The sequence below is a fragment of the Micromonospora sp. NPDC049051 genome, assembly GCF_043197575.1.
GTDB lineage: Bacteria > Actinomycetota > Actinomycetes > Mycobacteriales > Micromonosporaceae > Micromonospora.
In genome coordinates this window covers 1,124,634-1,147,621 of the sequence record NZ_JBICTL010000001.1, presented here as the reverse complement: position 1 = coordinate 1,147,621, position 22,988 = coordinate 1,124,634, and the positions used below count along the sequence as shown (strand labels likewise).

At 71.8% G+C, this 22,988-nt stretch carries 22 protein-coding genes; 10 read left to right on the top strand and 12 right to left on the bottom strand.

The window, feature by feature from the left end; translation table 11 throughout:
- Window positions 1-25: 25 nt before the first annotated feature.
- The 3 genes from ACGFIR_RS05485 to ACGFIR_RS05475 all read right to left on the bottom strand — a co-directional run bounded on the left by ACGFIR_RS05485 (window position 26) and on the right by ACGFIR_RS05475 (window position 4,431).
- Window positions 26-1,183 (bottom strand): geranylgeranyl reductase family protein, encoded by a 1,158-nt coding sequence (locus tag ACGFIR_RS05485; protein ID WP_393000089.1) that lies wholly within the window; start codon window positions 1,181-1,183, stop codon window positions 26-28.
- A 502-nt stretch (window positions 1,184-1,685) separates the two neighbouring features.
- Window positions 1,686-2,546, bottom strand: coding sequence for a hypothetical protein (locus tag ACGFIR_RS05480; protein WP_393143356.1), 861 nt, complete (start codon window positions 2,544-2,546; stop codon window positions 1,686-1,688).
- Between the two features lie 43 nt (window positions 2,547-2,589).
- A complete protein-coding gene (locus ACGFIR_RS05475) occupies window positions 2,590-4,431 on the bottom strand; it encodes a phosphoenolpyruvate carboxykinase (GTP) (RefSeq protein WP_393000093.1) in 1,842 nt (613 codons plus the stop codon).
- 416 nt (window positions 4,432-4,847) lie between these two features.
- Between ACGFIR_RS05475 and ACGFIR_RS05470 the strand changes: the two genes are divergently transcribed.
- Together ACGFIR_RS05470 and ACGFIR_RS05465 are read left to right on the top strand one after the other, a co-directional pair.
- Entirely contained in the window at window positions 4,848-5,381 is a 534-nt protein-coding gene (locus tag ACGFIR_RS05470) for a GtrA family protein (protein ID WP_393001351.1), read from the top strand.
- A 65-nt stretch (window positions 5,382-5,446) separates the two neighbouring features.
- The gene (locus ACGFIR_RS05465; protein WP_393000095.1) at window positions 5,447-6,196 is read left to right on the top strand and encodes a GtrA family protein; all 750 of its coding nucleotides are present in this window, start codon (window positions 5,447-5,449) and stop codon (window positions 6,194-6,196) included.
- A gap of 33 nt (window positions 6,197-6,229) precedes the next feature.
- Here ACGFIR_RS05465 and ACGFIR_RS05460 read toward each other — a convergent pair whose 3' ends face one another.
- Window positions 6,230-6,802: a PH domain-containing protein gene (locus ACGFIR_RS05460; protein WP_393000097.1), complete on the bottom strand. Its 573-nt coding sequence runs from the start codon at window positions 6,800-6,802 to the stop codon at window positions 6,230-6,232.
- Window positions 6,803-6,904: 102 nt separating this feature from the next.
- The gene (locus tag ACGFIR_RS05455; RefSeq protein ID WP_393143355.1) at window positions 6,905-7,780 is read right to left on the bottom strand and encodes a biotin--[acetyl-CoA-carboxylase] ligase; all 876 of its coding nucleotides are present in this window, start codon (window positions 7,778-7,780) and stop codon (window positions 6,905-6,907) included.
- Between the two features lie 106 nt (window positions 7,781-7,886).
- Between ACGFIR_RS05455 and ACGFIR_RS05450 the strand changes: the two genes are divergently transcribed.
- On the top strand, window positions 7,887-9,470 hold the full coding sequence (locus ACGFIR_RS05450; RefSeq protein WP_393143353.1) for an acyl-CoA carboxylase subunit beta: 1,584 nt from the start codon (window positions 7,887-7,889) through the stop codon (window positions 9,468-9,470).
- A gap of 28 nt (window positions 9,471-9,498) precedes the next feature.
- On the opposite strand, the gene ACGFIR_RS05445 is transcribed toward ACGFIR_RS05450, so the two are convergent.
- The 3 genes from ACGFIR_RS05445 to ACGFIR_RS05435 form a co-directional block, all read right to left on the bottom strand.
- The gene (locus ACGFIR_RS05445; RefSeq protein WP_393143351.1) at window positions 9,499-10,347 is read right to left on the bottom strand and encodes a hypothetical protein; all 849 of its coding nucleotides are present in this window, start codon (window positions 10,345-10,347) and stop codon (window positions 9,499-9,501) included.
- Entirely contained in the window at window positions 10,340-10,840 is a 501-nt protein-coding gene (locus ACGFIR_RS05440; protein WP_393000107.1) for an RNA polymerase sigma factor, read from the bottom strand. Before ACGFIR_RS05440 ends, ACGFIR_RS05445 begins: the two co-directional genes overlap by 8 nt.
- Window positions 10,841-10,915: 75 nt before the next feature.
- Entirely contained in the window at window positions 10,916-11,659 is a 744-nt protein-coding gene (locus ACGFIR_RS05435) for a M50 family metallopeptidase (protein WP_393000109.1), read from the bottom strand.
- A 101-nt stretch (window positions 11,660-11,760) separates the two neighbouring features.
- On the opposite strand from ACGFIR_RS05435, the gene ACGFIR_RS05430 reads away from it, so the two are divergent.
- A complete protein-coding gene (locus tag ACGFIR_RS05430) occupies window positions 11,761-12,312 on the top strand; it encodes a Uma2 family endonuclease (RefSeq protein ID WP_393000111.1) in 552 nt (183 codons plus the stop codon).
- A 131-nt stretch (window positions 12,313-12,443) separates the two neighbouring features.
- Window positions 12,444-13,196 (top strand): GH25 family lysozyme, encoded by a 753-nt coding sequence (locus ACGFIR_RS05425; protein ID WP_393000113.1) that lies wholly within the window; start codon window positions 12,444-12,446, stop codon window positions 13,194-13,196.
- Between the two features lie 117 nt (window positions 13,197-13,313).
- Here ACGFIR_RS05425 and ACGFIR_RS05420 read toward each other — a convergent pair whose 3' ends face one another.
- Window positions 13,314-13,511, bottom strand: a complete 198-nt coding sequence (locus tag ACGFIR_RS05420) for a hypothetical protein (protein ID WP_393000115.1) — start codon at window positions 13,509-13,511, stop codon at window positions 13,314-13,316.
- Between the two features lie 123 nt (window positions 13,512-13,634).
- On the bottom strand, window positions 13,635-15,548 hold the full coding sequence (locus ACGFIR_RS05415; protein ID WP_393143349.1) for a protein kinase: 1,914 nt from the start codon (window positions 15,546-15,548) through the stop codon (window positions 13,635-13,637).
- Window positions 15,549-15,640: 92 nt separating this feature from the next.
- Here ACGFIR_RS05415 and ACGFIR_RS05410 point away from each other — a divergent pair, with 92 nt between their 5' ends.
- The 5 genes from ACGFIR_RS05410 (at window position 15,641) to ACGFIR_RS05390 (ending at window position 20,494) form a co-directional block, all read left to right on the top strand.
- The gene (locus tag ACGFIR_RS05410) at window positions 15,641-15,850 is read left to right on the top strand and encodes an acyl-CoA carboxylase subunit epsilon (RefSeq protein ID WP_393000119.1); all 210 of its coding nucleotides are present in this window, start codon (window positions 15,641-15,643) and stop codon (window positions 15,848-15,850) included.
- Window positions 15,851-15,993: 143 nt separating this feature from the next.
- The gene (locus ACGFIR_RS05405; protein WP_393000121.1) at window positions 15,994-16,467 is read left to right on the top strand and encodes a hypothetical protein; all 474 of its coding nucleotides are present in this window, start codon (window positions 15,994-15,996) and stop codon (window positions 16,465-16,467) included.
- Window positions 16,468-17,920: 1,453 nt separating this feature from the next.
- Window positions 17,921-19,051, top strand: coding sequence for a type VII secretion-associated serine protease mycosin (gene mycP, locus ACGFIR_RS05400; RefSeq protein WP_393143347.1), 1,131 nt, complete (start codon window positions 17,921-17,923; stop codon window positions 19,049-19,051).
- Window positions 19,052-19,174: 123 nt separating this feature from the next.
- Window positions 19,175-19,831, top strand: a complete 657-nt coding sequence (locus ACGFIR_RS05395) for a Maf family protein (protein WP_393143345.1) — start codon at window positions 19,175-19,177, stop codon at window positions 19,829-19,831.
- A 9-nt stretch (window positions 19,832-19,840) separates the two neighbouring features.
- Complete coding sequence (locus tag ACGFIR_RS05390; protein WP_393143343.1) at window positions 19,841-20,494, top strand: O-methyltransferase; 654 nt, start codon at window positions 19,841-19,843, stop codon at window positions 20,492-20,494.
- Between the two features lie 207 nt (window positions 20,495-20,701).
- Here ACGFIR_RS05390 and ACGFIR_RS05385 read toward each other — a convergent pair whose 3' ends face one another.
- Window positions 20,702-22,132 (bottom strand): MFS transporter, encoded by a 1,431-nt coding sequence (locus ACGFIR_RS05385; protein WP_393143341.1) that lies wholly within the window; start codon window positions 22,130-22,132, stop codon window positions 20,702-20,704.
- An 84-nt stretch (window positions 22,133-22,216) separates the two neighbouring features.
- Window positions 22,217-22,972 carry an ABC transporter permease gene (locus ACGFIR_RS05380; protein WP_393000131.1) on the bottom strand — a complete coding sequence of 252 codons (756 nt, stop codon included), beginning with the start codon at window positions 22,970-22,972 and terminating at the stop codon, window positions 22,217-22,219.
- Window positions 22,973-22,988: the final 16 nt, after the last annotated feature.

Genomic DNA, 22,988 nt, shown 5'->3' with positions numbered 1-22,988 from the left:
GCAGCGTAGCGACCTGTCCGCCGGTTCACCGCCTCGGAATGCGCTCCCGCGCCGACAGACCGATGCCGATCATGCCGAGGGTGCGCACGTCGAGCCGTCCGTCGCCCAATCCCAGCTCGACCACCGTCCGGTAGACGCGGTCGTCGCGCCGCGCCGCGCGGACCGCGGCGTCGACCACCTGGCGGTGCCGGGCCAGCCAGGCCGCCAGCGAGCTGTGCCGCAGGTGGGTGCCGAGGCGTCGGCGCAGCGCCGCCGCGTACCGCCGGGCGGCCCGCTCGGGCGTGCCGGCGGCGGCCGCCCCGGCGAGCGCGCCGGAGAGCAGCGCGTAGAAGATGCCCTCGCCGGTGAACGGATTGATCAGCGAGAGCGCGTCGCCGGCGAGCACCAGCCGGCCGCGCCCGGGGGCGGGACGGTGCGTCGACAGCGGCAGGTGGTGGGCCCGCAGGTCGGTCACCGCCGCCGGGTCCGTGCCGGGCAGCAGCGCGGCGAGCCGGTCGAGCAGGTGCGCCCGGGTCAGCGGCTCACCCCGCAGCACCTCCCCGTACCCGACGTTCGCCCGGCCGTCCCCGATCGGAAACGACCAGGCGTACGCCGGCCAGCGCGGCGCCGAGGTGACGATGAGCTGCTCGGGCGGGCCGGGCAGTGCCGGGGCGTACCCCCGGATGGCGAGCGCCAGGTGCCGGTCGGGATTCGGTCGGTGCCCGAGCGCCCGCCGGACCACGGACCCGGCGCCGTCCGCGCCGACCACGGCCCGCGCCGCCAGCCCGCCGTCGAGCACCACCCGGTCGGCCCGGACGTCGACGTGCCGCACCGCGTGCCGGCGCAGCCGCGCGCCGGCCGCGACCGCCGCCGCCACCAGCCGGGCGTCGAAGACCTTCCGGGGCACGGTGTACGCCGGCCGGGGCAGCGCCCGGGCCACGGTCCCGCCGCCCGGGCCGACCAGTCGCAGCGCCGGCAGCGGCGCGTACCCGGCCACCGCGTCGGACACCCCGAGCTCGCCCAGCACGTCCAGCGCGTGCGCGGCGATGCCGTCCCCGCACGCCTTGTCCCGGGGAAAGTCCGAGCGGTCCAGCAGCAGCACGCTCGCCCCCGCCCGCCGGGCCGCCAGCGCGGCGGCCGCCCCGGCCGGACCCGCGCCGACCACCACCACGTCGAACTCGTCGCCCACGGACTCGTCGCCCACGCGTCACCTCCCACCGCCGGTCCGGCTCCCTGCGGCCATCCTGCCGCCGGAGACGCCCGGCGCGACGAAACCCGCCCGGCACGTCAACAAGGACCACGAACTCACCGCCGTCCTCCCGGGTCCTTCCCGAAGCCCTCGTGGGGCCCTCCCGGTGTCCTCCCGGGGCCCTCCCGGAGCCCTCGCTCGGACCCACGAACCAGAAGCCGAGGTTCGATCCGGGTCCCCCGAACCATCCCCGGCAGCGACGGCGCCTCCACGCATGGCGGGAGGACGCGCACATGAAGGAGGCGTTGCAACCACCAGTTGAGCCCGCCTGGAGGGGCATGTTCCTACCAAGATCGGCGAAGGGCTGGGCGTGACGGGCCCGCGGACGCTTGCGTGGGCGGGACGAGGGGCGGGGTGGGTCCGCGGGCGGTCTTGTGGGCGGGGCAGGTCGACAGCGCGAAGGCATTGTCCCCGGGCGGATGGGGAACGAGCCCATGGCCATGCTCGGGGTGGCGTGTTACGCCGGGCGGGTGGCGCGTTCGGCGCGGGTGCCGCGCCGGAGGCCGTAGAGCGTCAGCACGGCGGCGGCCACCAGCGGGCCACCGTCGCGGACCAGCCCGTCCGGGCCGAGCAGCCACCAGCACAACGGCAGGTCGACGGCGAGCACGATCGCGGTGACGGCCACCAGCAGCGTGCGCGCCCAGCGCTTGCCGCGCATGAGGAAGGCGGTGCAGAAGAGCACCGCGTAGCTGGTCACGATCCCGGCGACGAACCAGAACAGCACGGCGGGTACGGCGGTCAGCCGGTCGTCCAGGACCGCGCCGGCGGCGACCAGGGCCGGGACCAGCATGAGCGGGCTGTAGGTGAACGCCGCGACCCGGCTGGTGAGCAGCCAACCGTTGACCTCCGGCCGGCGGGGCGGGGTCTCCCGCCAGGAGATGCCCTCGCGGTCGATGACCAGCCGGGGCCGGTGACGGACCAGGTGCCCGGCGACGGCTGGTGAGCGGTAGAGCAGCCAGACCACGGCGGCGCAGAGCACGGTGAGCAGGGCGAAGCCGAGCAGTCCCGGCAGCGGTGGCACCCCCTGCCGGGGCACGATCAGCCGACCGACCGCGAAGACCGTGGTCACCGCCAGGATCAGCCCGAACGGCCGGGCCGCCGTCCGGCCCCGGCGGACGTGCCCGATCAGCAGCAGAAAGCCGAACGACCGGAGCATCGCCCAGCCGGTCCGCACCGCCAGCCCGAAGCCCTGCTCCGGGGCGTACCACCAGTTGAGCAGCTCGACCACGACGGTGGCCGCCGCGGTCAGCGCGAGCAGGGTGGTCAGCGCCCGGACGGCGGACGGCCGCCGGACCTCGGTCGCGGCGGCCGTCCTCATGGGATCTGATGATGCCCGGTCGGGGCGTCGATCACACCTGCCCTCAGCGCTGCGGCGCCGCGTCGAGCCGGGCCCGCAGCGCGTCCAGCTCGGCCCAGAGCACGCCCGGCAGCTTGTCGCCGAACTTCTCGAACCACTCGGTGACCAGCGGAAGCTCCTTGCGCCACTCCTCCGCGTCGACCTTCAGCGCGATCCGGACGTCCTCCGGGGTCATGTCCAGGCCCTCGACGTCGAGCGCGTCCTGGGCCGGGACCATGCCGATCGGGGTCTCGACGCCCTCGGCGCGCCCCTCGATCCGCTCGATGATCCACTTCAGTACGCGCGAGTTCTCGCCGAAGCCCGGCCAGAGGAAGTTGCCCTCCGGGTCCTTGCGGAACCAGTTGACGTAGTAGATCTTCGGCAGCTTGGACTCGTCGCCGTCGGCGCCCTTGCCCATCTCGATCCAGTGCCGGAAGTAGTCGCCGGCGTGGTAGCCGATGAACGGCAGCATCGCCATCGGGTCGCGCCGGACGACGCCCACGGCACCGGAGGCGGCGGCGGTGGTCTCCGAGGAGAGCGTCGCGCCCATGTAGACGCCGTGCACCCAGTCGCGGGCCTCGGTCACCAGCGGGATGGTGTCCCGGCGGCGACCGCCGAAGAGGATCGCGTCGATCGGCACGCCGTTCGGGTCGTAGTAGTCCTCGGCGAGGATCGGGCACTGGGTGATCGGGGTGCAGAAGCGGCTGTTCGCGTGCGAGGAGAGGCTGTCGCTCTCCGGCGTCCAGTCGTTGCCCTTCCAGTCGACCAGGTGCGCCGGCGGCTCGCCCATGCCCTCCCACCAGATGTCCCCGTCGTCGGTCAGGGCGACGTTGGTGAAGACGGAGTTGCCGCGGTCCAGCGTCCGCATCGCGTTGGCGTTGGTCTTCCAGTCGGTGCCCGGAGCGACACCGAAGAGGCCGTACTCGGGGTTGACGGCGTAGAGGCGGCCGTCGGGGCCGAAGCGCATCCAGGCGATGTCGTCGCCGATGGTCTCGACCTTCCAGCCCGGGATGGTGGGCTCCAGCATAGCCAGGTTGGTCTTGCCGCAGGCCGACGGGAAGGCGCCGGCGATGTGGTAGACCTTCCCCTCCGGAGAGGTGATCTTGAGGATGAGCATGTGCTCGGCGAGCCAGCCCTCGTCGCGGCCCATCACGCTGGCGATCCGCAGCGAGTAGCACTTCTTGCCGAGCAGCGAGTTGCCGCCGTAACCGGAGCCGAAGGACCAGATCTCCCGGGTCTCGGGGAAGTGCGAGATGTACTTGGTCTCGTTGCACGGCCAGGCCACGTCCTGCTGGCCGGGGGCGAGCGGGGCGCCGATGGAGTGCAGCGCGTGGACGAAGTCGGCGTCGTCGCCCATGGCCTCGAGGACCTTCGCGCCCATCCGGGTCATGATGCGCATGGAGGCCACCACGTACGGGCTGTCGGTGATCTCGACGCCGAACATGGGGCTCTCGGCCTCGACCGGGCCCATGCAGAACGGAATGACGTACATCGTGCGCCCGCGCATGCAGCCGCGGTACAGCTCCGTCATCGTCCGCTTCATCTCGGCCGGCGCCATCCAGTTGTTGGTGGGGCCGGCGTCCGCCTCGTCGACGGAGCAGATGAAGGTGCGCTCCTCGACCCGGGCGACGTCCGTCGGGTCGGTGCGCGCGTAGAAGGAGTTGGGCTTCTTCTCGGGGTTCAGCCGGATCAGGGTGCCGGCCTCGACCAGCTCGTCGGTGAGGCGACGCCACTCCTCGTCGGACCCGTCCACCCAGACGACACGGTCGGGGGTGGTCAGTTCAGCGACCTCACGGACCCAAGCGAGCAGTTTGGGGTGGGACGTCGGGGCCTGATCGATACCCCGAACGGTAGCCGGAGCAACCATGACACATCTCCTTGGTGGTCGACGCTGACCGGTCTATGGGATGCACGAGTCTTGACGGCGCTGTGCGTCCTAAACGGCGCGGTGCGTCGCCCTTCGTGGAAACCTGGGATTGGCCTCAGCGTAAACCGGGCGAGGTCACCAGTCAGTGGGACTGGTTGTGAAGAACTGCACAAGCTGCGGTCACGCTGCGGCATCGCGAGCTAATACCCGCTTTCACGCGCAGTTTCACGCAAATGCTTGTGGGAACACTCACGGCCCCGGCCGGGCACGCTCCCGTCGGCGGAACCCGCGAATCGGCCCGCGCCGTCGCCGATCTCGTTACGCTCTGTCCACAGACGCCCACCCGTACGGTCGGTCCGCCGTTGCTACCCGTGCGAGATGTCCACAGCCGGTACGCTCGCGTCGTGGCCGCCACGATGACCGGGGAGCCAGGCTCCCGGCAGACCCGCACGGGTCTGCTCCGTTCGCTGGTGGACCGCTTCGGCCACCTCGTCCGCGAGCTGAGCAAGTTCGCCACCGTGGGCGGGGTCGCCTTCCTGATCGACTTCGCGCTCTTCAACTACCTGACGAGCGTGCGGGGCGTCGAGCAGGTCACCGCGAAGACCATCTCGACGGTGATCGCGGCGACCGTGGCGTTCATCGGCAACCGGTTCTGGACGTGGCGGCACCGCAAGCGCTCCAACCCGGCCCGCGAGTACGCGCTGTTCTTCTTCTTCAACGGCGTCGGCCTGGGGATCGCCGTGGCCTGCCTGGCGATCAGCCGCTACGGCCTGGGCAGCATCTGGCCGCAGGTGTTCCAGACGCCGCTGGCCGACAACATCGCCAGCTTCATCGTCGGGACGGGGCTCGGGACGCTGTTCCGGTTCTGGTCCTACCGACGGTTCGTCTTCGTCGAAGCGGGAACCCCCACCGTTCCGGAAGAGAAGCACGACCGAGACCACCGGGCGTGACCTACCGCCCACCCCGTCCCGGCCGGAGCCTGCCGGCCCCCGCCCACTGCCCTAAGGTGTTCCGCATGCGTCTTGTCCGTCTGCTGCCTGAGCGCTGGCAGAAGTTCATCCACGAGGCGCTCAAGTTCGGAATCGTCGGCGGCGTCAACACCGTAATCAATTACGCCGTGTTCAACGTGCTCGCACTGACCGTTTTCGTCGATGGTCAACTGAAGGCGACGGTCATCGCGACCGTGGTGGCGACGATCACGTCATATCTAATGAATCGTCACTGGACGTACCGTGATCGCCCGAAAGCGGCGATGCAGCGTGAATACGTCCTCTTTTTCCTGTTCAACGGGGCCGGCCTGCTCATCGAGCTGGGTGTTCTGGCCGCCGCCAAGTACGGGCTGGGCCTGACCAGCCTGCTGGCACTCAACGTGGCCAAGACCGGTGGCGTGCTGCTCGCGACGCTGTTCCGCTTCTGGTCCTACCGGACGTTCGTCTTCCAACCCGCCCCGGCCCACGCGGCCGACACCTGGCACAGCATCCCGCGCGACGAATGGGACACCATGGCCGAGATGGATCCGGTGGCCGAGCTGGCCGAGTCGATCTCCGAGCTGGAGGAGGCCGAACCACCACCGGGCACCGCGCCGCGCCCCGCACACGTCGTGCTGGGGCAGAAGAACCCCGCGCCGGCGGCGGGCCCCGGAGCCCCGGTCCAGGGGCGCCCCGCCCGGCTCGACGCCGGCCTGGGCCGCTCCCTCGACCGGGAACTGGAGGCGGAACTGGCCGCCGAGCTACAGGCCAGCACCCGCCGCCCGCCGCGCCGCTGAGCCGGAGGCCCGGCGCCCGCTGAGCCCGGACCGTCAGGTGGTGGGGTCGCGCAGCGGCTTGCCGTCGTGCAGGTCCGCCAGGATCTCGCGCATCTCGCCGTCGCCCAGGGAGTGCTTGTCGTGGTGGGCCTCCACCAGCTCGTAGAGCTTGGTCTGCACCTGGCCGACCCTCGGCACGTCGTGCAGGACGGACTGGCCCCGCTCGCCGGCGGACTCGATGGTCAGGGTTCCGCAGCCGAGCAGGCGCTCCACGAACTTCTGGTTCATCGCGTGGTCGTTGACCCGGGTCAGCGGGATGTCCCGCCGGTCGCGCGAGAGCACCCCCTGCTGGAGCAGCACCCGCTCGTTCGTGAAGAGGTAGTGGGTGGTCCGCCAGACCAGGAACGGCCAGAGCGCCAGCCACAGCACCGCCAGCAGTGCCAGGCCACCGATGACGGCGAGCGCGATCGAGCCGCCCCCTCCGGACGGCAGCAGGAGCACGCCGGCCACCACCGCCGCGACGGCGAGCACGAGCACCGCGACCGGCCGGATCAGCGCCTTCCAGTGCGGGTGCAGGTGCAGTACGACGTGCTCGTCCTCGGTGAGCACGTCTTCCGGGAATGCCACACGAACCTCCTCGCGTCCACGATGTCGGCGATGACGCTAGCGGCTCCCGCCGTCCGGCCGCCTCCGCCACAAGGGCCGTGTCGCGGGAACCTCTGCGCCGAGCTACCGCACGTGCAGGACGTCCCCGGCGGCCACCCGGTGCTCGCCGTCCGGCGCCCGCACCACCAGCCGCCCGTCGAGGTCGATCCCGGTGGCCTGGCCGGCCAGCTCACCGCCGCCGGGCAGCAGCACCCGGACCTGCCGGCCGATCGTGTCGCACGAACGCAGGTACGCCTCGTGCAGCCCGCACTCCCGCACGTCGGCGCCGCTCGCGCGCCACTGGTCGTACCAGTCGGCGAGCGCGCGCAGCAGGGCCCGCAGCAGCGGATCCCGGTCGGTGGCGGACGCGCCGGCCAGCTGCAGCGAGGTGGCCGGCATCCCGCCCGGGTTCTCCGGCAACTCGTGGGCGCGCAACGTCACGTTCAGGCCGATGCCGAGCACGATGGCCGGTGGCTCTCCCGGTTCGGTCGCCGGCACCGCCTCGGCCAGGATCCCCCCGCACTTGCGGCCGTCGACGAGCAGGTCGTTCGGCCATTTCAGGCCCGCGTCCAGCTCGGCCAGCCGGGTCACCGCCTCGACGAGCGCGACGCCGGCGAGCAACGGCAGCCAGCCGTACCCGGCGGGGGACACCGGCGGCCAGCCGCGCTCCTCGCCGGCCTCGCCGGGCCGCAACAGCACGCTGGTCGCGATGCCCGCCCGGGGCGGCGACTGCCAGACCCGCCCGCGCCGGCCGCGCCCGGCGGTCTGCCGCTCAGCCACCACGACGAGGCCCTCCGGCTCGCCGGCCCGGGCCGCCTCGACGACGTCCGCGTTCGTGGAGCCGGTCTCGACGCGCAGCTCCAGCCGGGCCCACGGGCCGTGCGGGGCGACCAGCGCGCGCCCCAGCCGCGCCGCCGACAGCGGTGGGCGGTCCAGATCGGTGTACGGCGAACCCGGCATACCGTCAGCCTACGGTCCGCCCGGCGGACGCCCCGCGGGCGTCGCGGCACCCGGCTGAGGCGAACTGCACAGCGGCGACGGCCTGAACCATCGTTATATTCCCAGAGTGACTACCGAGACCGGGATCAACCTCCACAGCACCGCGGGCAAGCTGGCCGACCTGGAGCGGCGGGTCGACGAGGCGGTGCACGCCGGGTCGGCGCGCGCGGTCGAGAAGCAGCACGCGAGGGGCAAGAAGACCGCCCGCGAGCGGATCGAGATGCTGCTCGACGAGGGTTCGTTCGTCGAGCTGGACGAGCTGGCCCGGCACCGGTCGACCAACTTCGGGCTGGCGAAGACCCGCCCGTACGGCGACGGCGTCATCACCGGCTACGGCACCATCGACGGCCGGCAGGTCTGCGTCTTCGCCCAGGACTTCACCGTCTTCGGCGGCTCCCTCGGCGAGGTCTTCGGCGAGAAGATCGTCAAGGTGATGGACCTGGCCATGAAGATCGGCTGCCCGGTCATCGGCATCAACGACTCCGGGGGCGCGCGCATCCAGGAGGGCGTCGCCTCGCTCGGCCTCTACGGCGAGATCTTCTTCCGCAACGTCCGGGCCAGCGGGGTCATCCCGCAGATCTCCCTGATCATGGGCCCGTGCGCCGGCGGCGCGGTCTACTCCCCGGCGGTCACCGACTTCACCGTGATGGTCGACCAGACCTCGCACATGTTCATCACCGGCCCGGACGTCATCAAGACGGTCACCGGCGAGGACGTGGGGATGGAGGAGCTGGGCGGCGCCCGTACGCACAACTCGCGCAGCGGCAACGCGCACTACCTCGCCACGGACGAGCAGGACGCGATCGACTACGTCAAGGCGCTGCTGTCGTACCTGCCGTCGAACAACCTGGACGAGCCGGTGGTCTTCGACGCCCCCGCCGACACCGACGTGACCGACGCCGACCGGGAGCTGGACACCCTGATCCCCGACTCGGCCAACCAGCCGTACGACATGCACCGGGTGATCGAGCACGTCCTCGACGACGGCGAGTTCCTGGAGGTCCAGCCGCTCTACGCGCAGAACATGGTCGTCGGCTACGGCCGGGTCGAGGGCCGGCCGGTGGGCGTGGTCGCCAACCAGCCGATGCACTTCGCGGGCACCCTGGACATCGCCGCCTCGGAGAAGGCCGCCCGGTTCGTACGCACCTGCGACGCGTTCAACATCCCCGTGCTGACCTTCGTGGACGTCCCCGGCTTCCTGCCCGGCACCGGCCAGGAGTGGGACGGCATCATCCGCCGGGGCGCGAAGCTCATCTACGCGTACGCCGAGGCCACCGTCCCCAAGGTCACCGTGATCACCCGCAAGGCCTACGGCGGGGCGTACGACGTGATGGGCTCCAAGCACCTCGGCGCGGACCTGAACTTCGCCTGGCCCACCGCCCAGATCGCGGTGATGGGCGCGCAGGGCGCGGTGAACATCCTCTACCGCTCCGACCTGGCCGCCGCCGAGGATCCGGCAGCCGTACGGGCCGAGAAGATCGCCGAGTACGAGGACACCCTCGCCAACCCGTACATCGCCGCCGAGCGCGGTTACGTGGACAGCGTCATCCCGCCGCACGAGACGCGTACCCAGATCGTCCGCGCGCTGCGGGTGCTGCGTACCAAGCGCGAGACCCTGCCCCCGAAGAAGCACGGCAACATCCCGCTCTGACGCCCGTCCGGGCGGGATCCGGCGGCGGTCAGCAGGCCGGGTTGGCGGCGACGCACATGCGCTGCGCGGCCATCCTGGCGAGGCGCACCAGCTCGGCCTCGCTGGCCGGTTCCAGCATCAGCACGCTCAGCAGGTCACCGACCCGCACCACCACGGTCGTGTCCGGTCCCGACCGGACCTGCCCGTCGGCCTGGCCGAGGGTCGCGGAGACGGAGTGGCGCAGCAGGAGGGACTCGTCGCCGGCGAAGTCCCGCCTCGGCACGTCCCAGTGGTGCACGTCGTCGACATCGACGGACTCGTCGCCCCAGTGGACCGACCGCGTCTCCCGCCACTCCCGGCAGGCGGCGAGCTGCCCCCGCAACGCCTCGAAGAACCGCGTGGCCCCGTCGTCCCGCATCCGGTGCAGGTCCTGGACGAGCAGGACGTCCCCGAGCCGCCCCCCGCCGGACGCCGGACGCAGCACCGTCTGGGAGCGGCTGATCCAGCTCTCCGGCGCCCGCGTGGCACTGCCGCGCCCGGTGGCGCACCTGCTCAGGCCCACGTCGACGGTCCCGCCCAGGCCCGCCTCGCTGAGTTGCAGTCCCGCCCGCGCCGCCAGGTCGTCCTGATGCAGCAGGGCCGCCGGCGGGATCTCGACCCGGGTCACCGGTGCCGCCGGCCGCGGCGGGGACGCCGCCGGGGACACCCCTCGCTGCCCGGCCCGGTCCCCGACCACCACGGCGGAGGCGGAGACGACGGCGAGCACCGCGACCGCGGCCAGCATGGACGTACGCCTGCTACGCCGGCGGGCCCGGGCGCGGATCTCCGCCGGCTCCAACCAGCGGACGTCGTGCAGGTCCCGGTGCACCTGCTCGACGAAGATCATCTCGTCACGCATCGGCGGCCTCCTCGAGGTCAGAGACGGCGAGCAGCCCGGCGAGCGCGGCGCGCCCCCGGGAGAGTCGGGCCTTGACCGTGCCGACCGGGGCAGCCGTCTGCCGGGCCACCTCCGCGACCGGCATGCCGACCAGGTAGTAGAGGGCGATGGCGGTGCGCTGCTCCTCGGGCAGCCGGCGCAGGGCGGTGACCACCTCGACGGTGGCGGTGTCCGGGCCGGGCACGCTCTCGCTGGCGCCGTGCCGCAGGTAGGCGCGGGCCCGGCTGCGCAGGCTGCGCCACCGGCTGACCGCGATCCGGCTCGCCACCACCCGCACCCACGCCTCCGGCTCCTCGTACCCACTCACCGTCGACCAGCGCTGCCAGGCCCGGATGTACGCCTCCTGCACGGCGTCCTGCGCCTCGGCGCGGTCGCCGGTGAGCGCGTAGACGAAGCCGAGCAGCCGCTGCCGGCTGCTCCGGTAGAACTCGTCGAACCCGTCGACGTCCGGCACCTGCTACCTCCCCGTGACGGTCGCAGGGGACACGCGCCCGGTGGTACCGCCGGTTGCCGGATCAGCCGGTCAATTTCAGCCGGTCACGCCGGCCTCGGTGAGGATCGGGCCGGCCAGCAGCAGCGCGCCGGCGCCGAGGGCGACCAGGTTGACCAGGGCGAACACGGTGACCCAGAAGAACGCGGGCAGCGGGGTGAGGCCGGCGAGCTGGTCGGCGTCGGAGGCGGGCATCCGGCCCCGGGAGCGCAGCCGTTGCAGCTCCACCACGGGTCGCACCCCACCGAGCAGCAGGAACCACACCCCGGCGTACGCGAACGCCGCCTGCACCTGGGGCGTGGCGTACCAGGAGACGGCGAGCACCACCCCGCCGGTGACCAGCAGCGAGATCACCCCGAAGACGTTGCGGATCATCACCAGCATCGCCAGCAGCAGCGCCACGGCGACCCAGAGCAGCAGGGTGATCCGGTTGCCGCCGAGCAGCCACGCGCCGGCCAGCCCGACCAGCGGCGGGGCGACGTAGCCGGCGAGCAGGGTGAGGATCATCCCCGGGCCGGTGGGCCGGCCGGCCGAGAGGGTCAGCCCGGACGTGTCGGAGTGCAGCCGGATGCCGTGCAGCCGGCGGCCGGTGAGCAGGGCGACCAGCGCGTGCCCGCCCTCGTGGGCGATGGTGATGGCGTTGCGGGCGATCCGCCAGGGCAGCCGGGTGGAGACGACCACCAGCGCGACGACGGCGGTCAGCAGCACCAGCAGGGGCGGTGGGTCCGGCTGCGCCGCGAACAACTTGTCCCAGAGACCGCCGAGCCCGTCGATCGACACCATGGGGCGCGAGCCTACCGGCCCCGGCCTGTGTCGCTGCGTCCTCGTCGGCCCGTATCGTGGGAGGCTGATCCGGTGGCGACAGGAGCGGGAGGTGGACGCCGGTGAGCGCGGCACCCCTGGAACCCCACGTCGGCCTGTGGACCGAGGCCGAGTACCTCGCCATGGGCGAGACCTCGAACCGGATCGAGTTGCTCGACGGGAGCCTGATCGTGAGCCCTGCCCCGAGCAAGCGGCACCAGTTGGTGTCGTGGAGCTTGACGAACAGCCTGCGGCTGGCAGCGCTGCCACAGGGCCTATTGGTCTTCGAGGCGGTGAACGTCCGGCTCGGCGTCGACCGCATCGTCATCCCCGACGTCGTGGTGGCCGACACCGACGACGAGGGCACCGTGGTCGAGGCGGGCGAGGTCCTGCTCGTCTGCGAGATCGTCTCACCGGGAAACGCGGCCGCCGACCGGTTGGTCAAGATGCAGCTCTACGCGATCGCCGGGATCCCGTGGTATCTGCTGGTCGAGCAGGATGGTGCCGGCCACTCGCTACGGCTGTACCGGTTGGACGGCGAGCACTACGTCGAGGACCAGGTGGCGAAGCCGGGCGAGGAGCTCAGCCTGGCCGAGCCGATCCGCTGGCGCGTGGACCCGGCCGCGCTGCGCTGAGCCGGAGCATTGCGCTCGGCCGATGTACCCGACCGCACCGTTTTTGAAGATTTCTTTAACTCCCCTTGCCCTTCAAGGCGCTTATCTCCAAAGATGGATGTCTATTGAGTCCGGCGTCCTTGGAGGATTCCATGACCCGTACCGGAACATCCCTGCGGCGGCTGCTGGCCGTCAGCCTCGCGGCCCTGGCCACCGCCGCGGCGGGCCTCGTCTCGACCGCGACCCCGGCGGCCGCGGCCACCACCCCCGGCATCGACGTGTCCCACTACCAGGGCGCCATCAACTGGACCAGCGTCCGCAACGCGGGCATCCAGTTCGCCTTCATCAAGGCGACCGAGGGGACCAGCTACAAGGACCCGAGGTTCAACACGAACTACGTGGCCGCCTACAACGCCGGCGTCATCCGGGGCGCGTACCACTTCGCCCGGCCCAACATCTCCTCCGGGGCGGTCCAGGCGAACTACCTGGCCTCCAACGGCGGCGCCTGGTCAGCCGACAGCCGCACCCTGCCGGCCGCGCTCGACCTCGAAGGCAACCCGTACGCCGGCGGCTACTGCTACGGCCTCAGCACGACCGGCATGCGCAACTGGGTCCAGGACTTCCTCAACACCTACCGCTCCCGCACCGGCCGCTACGCCGTCATCTACACCACCACGAGCTGGTGGAACCAGTGCACCGGCAGCTGGACGGCCCCGTGGGCCAACCACCCGCTCTGGGTCGCCCGCTGGTCGAGCACCGTCGGCACGCTGCCGGCCGGGGCACCGTTCTGGAGCTTCTGGCAGTACACGGACTCGGGCAGCGTGGCGGGCATCAGCGGCGCCGTCGACCGCAACCACTGGAACGGTGACCGGAGCCGACTGATCGCGCTGGCCAACAACACCTGAGCCCGGGTCGACGCCCGAGCCTGAGTCGCCTGGGGAGGCGGTTGGCGGCAGCGGGACCGGTTGTCACCGTACGGTCGACAACCGGTCCGGCTGCCGCCACGTCGCCATCCGCGGGCGTCAGGCCCGCCGTCGGGCCGCCACCGGCACCGTCGCCGGGTTCTCGCGAGCGAGCGCGTCACGCCGGGCGAAACGCCGGACGCCCACCCCGACGAGGGTGACGGTGACGACGCTGAGCAGCGCGAACAGCACCGGCAGGCCAGCGGCGGTGAGCAGCAGGACGATGTCGCCGAGGGCCACGAGCATCCACAGTGCCACTCGGGGCCGAGCGTCCCTGAGTCGGTAACCCATGTCGTACCCCTCCCTTCCGTCGAAGGTCGAATACCCCGTACGACGGAAGGTCATGCGAGTCGATCTCGCAACGGGCGCGAATCCCGCGGGTCAGTCCTTGCGGTCGGGTACGAAGCCCTTGGCGATCCGGTCGAAGTTGGCCAGGTTGGCCTGCCAGTCCTTCGCGGCGACCTCCCAGCGCAGGGCGTAGCCCCGGTTGCTGGCCGTCACGAAGCCCCGGTTGCGCACGTGGATCCGGGTGCCGTCGCGGGTCTCCAGCCACTCCCAGTCCGCGCAGGTCTTCCAGTAGTCGCAGCGCTCGATGCTCAGGTACTGGTAGTTCTTCACGAACTTCCTACGGTCCGGCTCGATCCGCTTCCAGTCCGCGTACGCGTCCGACTTGGGCGTGGAGGTCCACTGCACCAGCAGCTCGCCAGGCCCGTCGGCCTGGTCGAAGACGACCGTGCTGCCGTCCACCTGCCGGCGCACCCAGCCCTCCGGCAGCGGCAGCGTGAAGCCGGCCGGATCCTTGTGCAGCTTCCAGCCGGCCGGCAGCGCGTCCGCGGTCGGCGAGGGGGTGGCCGAGGGCGTCGGACTCGGGGCCGCGCTCGTGGGCGGCGCGGAGGACTGCGCCGGCTGCCCCGGCGAGGACGCGGCGCCGGTCGGGTCGGCCTGCGGGGAGCCGCCACCGTCCCCGCCCTCGCCGCCCGTCAGCATCGGCACGACCAGCACCAGGCCGAGCAGCAGCAGCGCCACCAGCGCACCGATCAGGATGTTGCGGCGGGTGTTGTCGGGCTTCGTACCGCCGGACGCCACGACCGTCGCCCGGCCGGACGGCGGGCTCACGGGCGCGGGCATCACCGACGTGGGATTCGCCGGCCTGCCGGGCGCCGGCTCGGCCTTCGTGTCGTCGAGCGCCGGCTGCGGCGGATCGACCTTCGCCGTCGGGGCCGCGTCCGAGATGGACGGTCCGACCTTGGCGGTCGGCGCGAGGTCCGACGGGACCGCCGCGGTCGCGTCCTCGGCGGCCGACGCGGCACCGGCACCGGCCGCCGCCTGCGGCGCGCGGGGCGCCGGCGGGCTGACCGGCTTGTCCGCCGCGCCCTCGGCCGGTCGCGGCGCCGGCACCAGCGGCGGGCGCGGCTCGCGGGGACCGTTCGGCCCCGGCCGGCGTACGCCGTCGAGCAGCGGGATGGTCCGGGTGCGCTTGCCGCCGGCGCGGCGCAGCAGCTTCTCCGCGACCTCGGCGGTGATCCGCTCGTTCGGGTCCTTGCGCAGCAGGCCGTTGAGCACCGGCTTGAGCGGCCCGGCGTTCTTCGGCGGCGGCATCGGCTCGGTGGCGAGCGCCGCCAGGGTGGCGATCGCCGACGGTCGCGCGTACGGCGACTTGCCCTCGACCGCCGCGTAGAGGGTGGCACCCAGCGACCAGAGGTCGGCCTCCGGCCCGGCGGTGCCCTCGCGGGCCCGCTCCGGCGAGATGTACGCGGGCGACCCGAGCACCATGCCGGTACGGGTCACGTTCGGGTCGCCGGGAATCGTGGCGAGGCCGAAATCGGTCAGCACCACCCGGCCGTCGTCGCCGAGCAGCACGTTGCCGGGCTTGACGTCGCGGTGCATCACGCCGGCCTTGTGCGCCGACTTCAGCGCGGCCAGCACGCCCAGGCCGATCTCCACCGCCCGCGCCGGCGTCACCGGGCCGTCCTCGGCGAGGGCGTCCTGCAACGACCTCGACGGCACGTACTCCATGACGATCCACGGGTCGCCGTCGGTGCGCAGCACGTCGAAGATGCGGACCACGTTGATGTGGTTCAGCCGGGCGATGGCCCGGGCCTCGCGCAGCGAGCGCTCGCGCATCTCGCGGCGCTCCTCGTCGGTGAGGCTGGGCGGCGGGACGAGTTCCTTGATGGCCACGTCCCGGTGCAGTACCTCGTCGCGCGCCTTCCACACCCGACCCATGCCGCCCTGACCGAGCGGCGAGAGGAGCCGGTATCGGTCAGCGACGAGTTGGGGCAGCGCGTTCGACATCGCCCAGACGGTACCCGGAGCCGACGACACTCACACCGCCGGCACGCCACTGTGCGGTTCAGGTCGACCTGTGCGGCGCGTACGCTGGCACCATGTCTGCCGAAGAGCCGCTGTTCCGGGTCGTCCGCGGGGTCCCCACCGCCGAGGAACTGGCCGCGTTGGTGGGCGCGATCGTCGTACGCTCCCGCCCGACCGCCGCGCCTCCGCCGGTCGCCACCTCCGCCTGGGCGCGCTCCGGCCGGCCCGCCGCTGCGGCGGTCGCCGGCCCCGGCGGGTGGCGGACGTCCGGCCTGCCGCGCTGACCCTTCTCGTACGCGACACCGCAGCTCGGCACCTCCGTCTACCCCCGGGTCGGTCGTCGTGTGCCGGGACGGGGCTGCCGACGGGGCCGGGGACCCATTAACCTCACTCAGGGAAACGGCGTAGTGACGGGCAGGGAGGGCCGATGATCCCCGAGGAGGACGGTCCAGCGTCCTGGCTGCGCGGCTACGGCGGCATCGAGGCCGACATCCGCCAGCTCCGCGAGTTCGCCGACAAGCTCCAGGCCGAGGTGGAACGCAACTACGCCCCGCACCTGTCGTACATCGCCGAGGACATGACGGCGCCGGTGCCGAACCCGGCCGACGCGTTCATCGAGCTGGTCAACTTCCTGCGCGCGCACCACGAGACGCAGCAGGCCGCCACCGACATGGTCTGGGGTGTCCGCGACGCGACCGGCCACCTGGCCGTCGCCGCCGGCACCGTCGCCACCCGCTACACCGGGGCCGACGCCTTCGCCGCCGCGCGCGTCACCGACGTCGAACGCGCCCTCGCCAACCCGGCCGCCGCCGCGCCTCGCGCCGGATCGCCGGCGCTACGCGATCCCACCGGGCCGGAGCCCGCCCCGGGGCAGGGGCTGGGCCCGGTGGTGCTGCCATGATCGAGCGGGGCACCGGCGGCCGCACGTCCGCCCTCACCGACTGGCGGCTGATGGACGTCGCCAGCATGTGGGCCTGCCTCCAGGACCACGACACCACCAACCACTGGAAACAGGTCTCCGGCTGGCGCAAGGTTTGCGACCTCTCCCGGATGCACCTCAGCCGCCTCCAGGAATACCGCCGAGGGCTGGCGGAGGCCTGGCCGCCGGAGACCAACGAGGCCGCCCGCGCGTACGTCCGCGAGTTGGACGAGCTGATCGACCAGGTGCAGCGCACGCACGACGCCGCCAGCGCCAACTACACCGCGCTCTCCGCCGCCACGCAGGCCATCAGCGCCACGCGGGCGGAACTCAAGAAGATCTACGAGACGTACGCCGTCAAGGTCCAGGAGAAGCAGACGTACGAAGCGACGCTCGCCGACCCGAAGGCGGCCATGGGCAGCCGGGTCCCCGACCGCCCGGTGACGGACGCCGACCTGGAACGGCTCAACGTCCAGGCGCGCGGCATCATGTACGGCCTCAGCGGCGAACTCCAACACGCCCAAGTAATGCTCCGCCAACCACCACCCATCAGGCCACCGAAGCAGGCGAATGATCCGGATGTCTATGGCGGGCTGGGTACGGCACCTGTCATACCTCCAATCCTGCCAGTGCCGGCCCCGATGAACATTGCAAGCCCTACGGCACCCCCACGGGCAACCAGCGCCCTTAAGCCCGCCATAACCTCTTCAGCGTCAAGAAGCGGGCCAGTGCTTGGTGGGGTTGGCAGCGGACTAGCACCTTTGCCGGCTAGCCCTTCGACGCCGGTCGCAACGCCCACAAGCCCCAATCCACCTGCGTCGGGAATTGGAGTTCCTCCGACGGCTTCCCATATGCCTCAGCACCGACCAGGGCCACGCGCATCGCTGCCGGATCAAATGGGACGGCCTGTTGCCGGTAACGCAACCGGCTCCTCCAACTCCCACTCTCCAGTTCAGCCACGACCTATGCCGCCAGGCGGCCTGATTGGCGGATCCCCTGGAATGGGAATCGGCCAACCTGGCTCGGCCAACAATCAGCCACGTCGGGTGAATCCGATCGGCGGAGTCATCGGCGGTGGAGGCGCAGGCACAGCGCCAACGGGTGGCGCCGGTTCCCGCCCAGGCGGCAGTCGAGGCCTCAGCTCGACACACGGATCATCGCCGTTGCATGGCATACCAGGTGCGGGCGGCCTCGGCGGTCCAGCAAGAACTCACGGGATCGGTGGGAAATCAGGACCGAGGGCAGAGCATGATGAGGACGGGAATAAGCGTCGCCACTGGGATCCCGTCCACCCCTGGGAGGTCGAACCGGGCGTACCCCCGGTAGTGCGCCCCCCGGATGAAGAGGGACCAATTGACCCAGGCCCCGCTATCGGATTAAATCGGTGAAGGCTCGACTAATCGCCACGGCACTCGCTACACTAATATCGTCAACAATGCCACTAACTCCACTGAGAACTGCCGCAGCAAGCTTCCCGCTCATTCCGCCACACCCCCCAGGTCTCGCGAACATTCGAGGAGATCAGTGGCACCTGCGGTACCTTAATGTCAGTCGAGCCCATACGATCGCGCGGGGCGACGGATCCACGGTTGCCGTCCCTGACACCGGAGTTAGCCAACATCCGGATATTCGCAATAACCTGATTCCTGGAATCGACATCATCAACGGAGGATCTGGCAACGGCCAGCAAGACCTAGATAGCCACGGGACCTCCATGGCAGGACTCATCGCCGCGCACGGCCAAAGCGATACCGAGGGGGCGCTAGGGATAGCCCCCAGAGCTAAGATATTGCCGATTTTCGTTTCTCCTCCGCATGGCGATGGAGAGCCGGACACCCTGGCGCAGGGAATTGAATACGCAATATATAAAAAGGCTAACGTCATTAGCATTTCTAGCGGCGGCGCGTCCAGCGCGCGTCTCGACCAAGCAATCACCAGAGCACTGGCCTCTGACATCGTTGTCGTGGCGGCAGCCGGGAATAGACCCGATGACTCACGCGTAGGTTACCCTGCGTCAAAGGATGGCGTCATCGCCGTCGGCGGAATCGATCGCAACGGCAAGCATGCCGCCATCGCCATAACGGGACCTGAAATCGACGTCGTAGCGCCTGCGGTAGACATTTACAGCACCAGCATGGACGCCAAGTATTCGAGAGGCTCCGGAACCTCGGGCGCCACCGCGATCGTCGCTGGGGCCGTCGCCTTGATCAGGTCGAAGTACCCGTACCTGCCTGCCTCCGAGGTGGCACATCGGCTCACGGCCACCGCGATCGACAAGGGACCTCCGGGGCGAGACGACGAGTACGGACACGGGGTCATCGACCTGGTGGCGGCGTTGACGGCTGACGTACCGCCGCTTGGATTCGGCTCGCCGACGGCGAGCGCGCCGGCCATCACCACCTCGACCACGGCGGCGGGAGCGGAACCGGAAGACGAGGGCAGCGGCGCGGCGACGACCCGCGGCCTGGTCACGCTCGGCGTGATCGTGGCAGCCGGCGGGGCGTGGGCGTACTTCGCCCGTCGGCGTCGTCGTGGCGACGACCCGCCGCCCCGCATCAGTCGCTGAGCTGCCCAGACGAAAGAAAAGCGAGCGAGGGGCGGATTCAATCGTTGCTGGTGGCGGCACCGGGACAGCCGACGCGCCGCACCCGGGACGTCGCCGCCACGCTCAGCCGGTAACGTCGGCGACGTGCCGAAATCCATGCCGCTCCGCCTCGTGCTCGCCTCGGCGAGTCCCGCCCGCCGCAAGATTCTTCAGGCCGCCGGGATCGAACCGGACGTGCTGGTCAGTGGCGTCGACGAGTCCCTCGTGGTCACCGAGCGGGCCGAGGACCTCTGCCTGGAACTGGCCCGGCTGAAGGCGCAGGCCGTGCTCACCCGGCTGCGGCCGGCCGAAGACCAGCGGACGCTGGTGATCGGCTGCGACTCGGTGCTGGCCTTCGAGGGCGAGATCCTCGGCAAGCCGGCCGACGCGGCGGACGCCACCCGCCGCTGGAAGCGGATGCGCGGTCGCAGCGGCGTGCTGCACAGCGGGCACTGCCTGGTCGACGTCCGGGCGGGGCGGCAGGCCGAGGCTGTCGCCTCCACCGTCGTGCATTTCGCGGACGTCAGCGACGAAGAGATCGCCACGTACGTGGGGACGGGCGAGCCGCTGGCCGTGGCGGGGGCCTTCACGATCGACGGGCTGGGCGGGCCGTTCGTGGAGCGGATCGAGGGCGACCCGAGCACCGTCATCGGGCTCTCCCTGCCGATGCTGCGCCGCCTGCTCGCCGAGTTGGACCTGAGGCTCACCGATTTGTGGACGAAGGTCGCGCCCGGCAGCCAGACGGTCGAGCCGCTCGGCTAGCGTCCGTTCATGACCACCAAGTCGATCCCGCTCACCTCGGACCTGCACGCGTACCTGGTCGCGCATGGTGCGCCGCCGGACGAGATCATGCGGGACCTCGCCGAGGAGACCCGCGCCGCGCTGCCGAACGACGCGCAGATGCAGGTCGCGCCGGAGCAGGCCGCCTTCCTGACCTTCCTCACCCGGCTGCTCGGGGTACGACAGGCCGTCGAGGTGGGCACCTTCACCGGCCTCTCGTCGCTGGCGATCGCCCGGGGACTGCCCGAGGGCGGGCGGTTGACCTGCTTCGACATCTCCGAGGAGTTCACCGGCATCGCCCGGCGGTACTGGGCCCGCGCCGGCGTGGACGACCGGATCGAGCTGCGCATCGGTCCGGCCGGCGACACGCTGCGCGAGCTGCCCCACGAGCGTCACCTGGACTTCGCGTTCATCGACGCCGACAAGACCGGCTACCCGATCTACTGGGCTGAGCTGGTGCCCCGGATGCGTCCCGGCGGGGTGATCGCGGTCGACAACGTGCTGCGCGGTGGCCGGGTGATCGCCCCGCAGAACGCCGACGACCGGGCCATCGCGGCGTTCAACGACGAGGTGCTCGCCGACGTCCGCGTCGACGCGGTGATGCTGCCGATCGCCGACGGCCTGACCCTGGCCCGGGTGCACTGACGCGACCGGCCGGGCCGGCCCTGCGAGATCTTGGTACGGGAGGGCCCCTGGAGGGGCCGTTTCCTACCAAGATTGATGCGGACACGAGCCGGCACGAGGCCGGCACGGCCGCCACGCCGGCACGGCCGCCACGCCGGCACCACGCCGGGAGGGCCGGCGGGCCAGCACGCCGGCCGGCACAAGGCCGGCGGGGCGGCGGGGCGGCCGTCAGGCGGGGGTCGGGGTGGGGAGGTCGGCGGGGGACGGGCGCAGGGCGCGGCCCAGGCGGGTGGTGAGCAGCGCGGCCGTCGCGATGAAGGCCGGCAGCAGCAGGAAGGCCAGGTGCGGCCCGACCCCGTCGGCCACCCAGCCGAGCGCGACCGGCGCGATCCCGAAGCCGACCCCCATCGAATACGACGCCCAGCCGGCCGCCCGGTCGGCGGCCGGCCCGGCGACGGCGAGCGCGATCGAGATCGCCAGCGGGTAGTGCAGGGCGTTGCCGAGGCCGAGGACGACCAGGCCGGTGACGGCGAGCCAGCCGACCGGGGCGATCCAGAACAGCGCGAAGCCGGCCAGCGACACGCCCAGCGCGGCGAGCAGCAGCGGTACGGGCCGGTAGCGCAGGGCGAAGCGGCCCCCGACGAGCCGGCCCACGAACATTCCGCAGACGATCGCGGCGACGGCGGCCGACGCGGTGCCGGCCGCCATCCCGGCGTTCGAGCGGAGCACGTCGGCCGTCCAGAGCGACAGGCAGACCTCGATCGAGCCGGTGACCGCCATCAACACCCAGGCGATCCAGTACGCCGGCGGCAGGCGTCGGCTCGGCCGGCGGGCGTCGGACGCCGCCCCGGCCCCCGTGCGTTCCGAGGCGACATCGGCGCCGGTGCGGACGGTCGACTCGACACCCGACCCGGCACCCGTACCCGGGCCGGGCTCGACGCCCGTGCGGACTGTCGAACCCGGGCCCGCGCCAGAGTCGAGGCCCGCGCTGGTGAGGATCGCCGACGCGGAGCCCGAGGCGAGGTGGGCGTCGGTGGGTGCCGTCAAGGCGGCGCCGGCCGGCGGGGTGCCGGGAGCCGCGGCAGCGGGGGCGGGCTTCGGCAGGCGTACGCGAAAGGTCAGGGCGGCGAGCGCGACCAGCGTGATCAGGCCGACCTCGACGGCCATCGCGGGTCGCCATCCCCACCCGGCGTCCACGCTGGCGCCGATGACCAGCGGGGCGAGGATGCCGGCGCCGGCGCAGACGGCGTTGGCCTCGGTCAGCGCGGCGGGCGCGCCGGTGCCGTGCCGGTCGGTGAGCACCACGGACACGCCGCTGACCACCAGCATTCCGAAGGTGGCGATCACCGCGACGGCGGTGAGCGTGGCGGGCAGTGCGCGGACCGCGCCGAGTGCGGCGGCGCCGGCTGCCACCCCGGCCAGTCCGGTCCAGATCGCCCGGCCCCGACCGAGCCGGCGGGCCAGGGGTGCGAAGAGCGCCCCGCCGGCCAGCGCGCCGACGGCGATGCCGGTGCTGTGCAGGCCGGCGACGGCGGCGGAGGTGCCCTGCTCGTCGCGGAGCAGCGGCACGACCGGCCCGAAGCCGTAGAGGAAGAAGCCCCACAGCCCGAGCTGGGCGTAGGTCAGCCAGGTGAGCCGGTCACGGGTGAGGCGGGGCACCGGCCTCACGCTACAAGCGTCGGGCCGGTGCCCCGCCCCTGGTGAGAGGCAACTCTCCCCGCCGTCAGGAGGGGCGCGCCCCGCTCACCGGACGCTGCGGGCGAACTGCCGGGCGGCCCAGACGACGCCGGCCGCGGCGAGGACCGCGATGATGCCGAGGCCCTGCCAGACCTTGTCGTCGCCGAGCTGTCCCGCGAAGAGTGCCCGGGTGCCGTCCACCGCCCAGGAGAACGGGTTCCACTCGGCGATGCCCTGGAGCCAGCCGGGGGCGAAGGTCAGCGGCAGCAGGATGCCGGAGAGCAGCAGCACGGGCTGGGCCACGGTGTTCATCAGCGGTGCCAGCGCGTCCTCGCTCTTGACCTTGAGCGCGATGCCGTAGGAGACAGCCGAGGTCATCAGCGCGATCAGGGCGAGCATGAGGTACGCCAGCAGAAGGTCCACGAGGGAGACGCGCAGGTCGAACATGAGCGCGAGCAGGGTGATGATGACCGCCTGCACGATGAGCGACACCACGTCGCGCAGCGAGCGGCCGAGCAGCAGGGCGAGCCGGCTGATCGGGGTGACCCGGGAGCGTTCGATGACCCCGGCGCGCAGTTCGGCGATCAGGCCGAAGCCCTGGAACAGGCCACCGAAGATGGCCAGCAGCACCAGCAGACCCGGTACGAAGATCTTGTATGCCTCGGCCTGGGTGGGTGCGTTCAGGGCCGGTTTGAGCAGCGGGGCGAAGAGCAGCAGGTACATCACCGGCTGGAAGACGCCGACGAAGACCCAGACGGGGTTGCGCAGCAGCAGTTGGAGCTGGCGCTGGAAGATCAGCCAGGTGTCACGGGCGAGTTTCATGGGTTCTCCGGTCGGG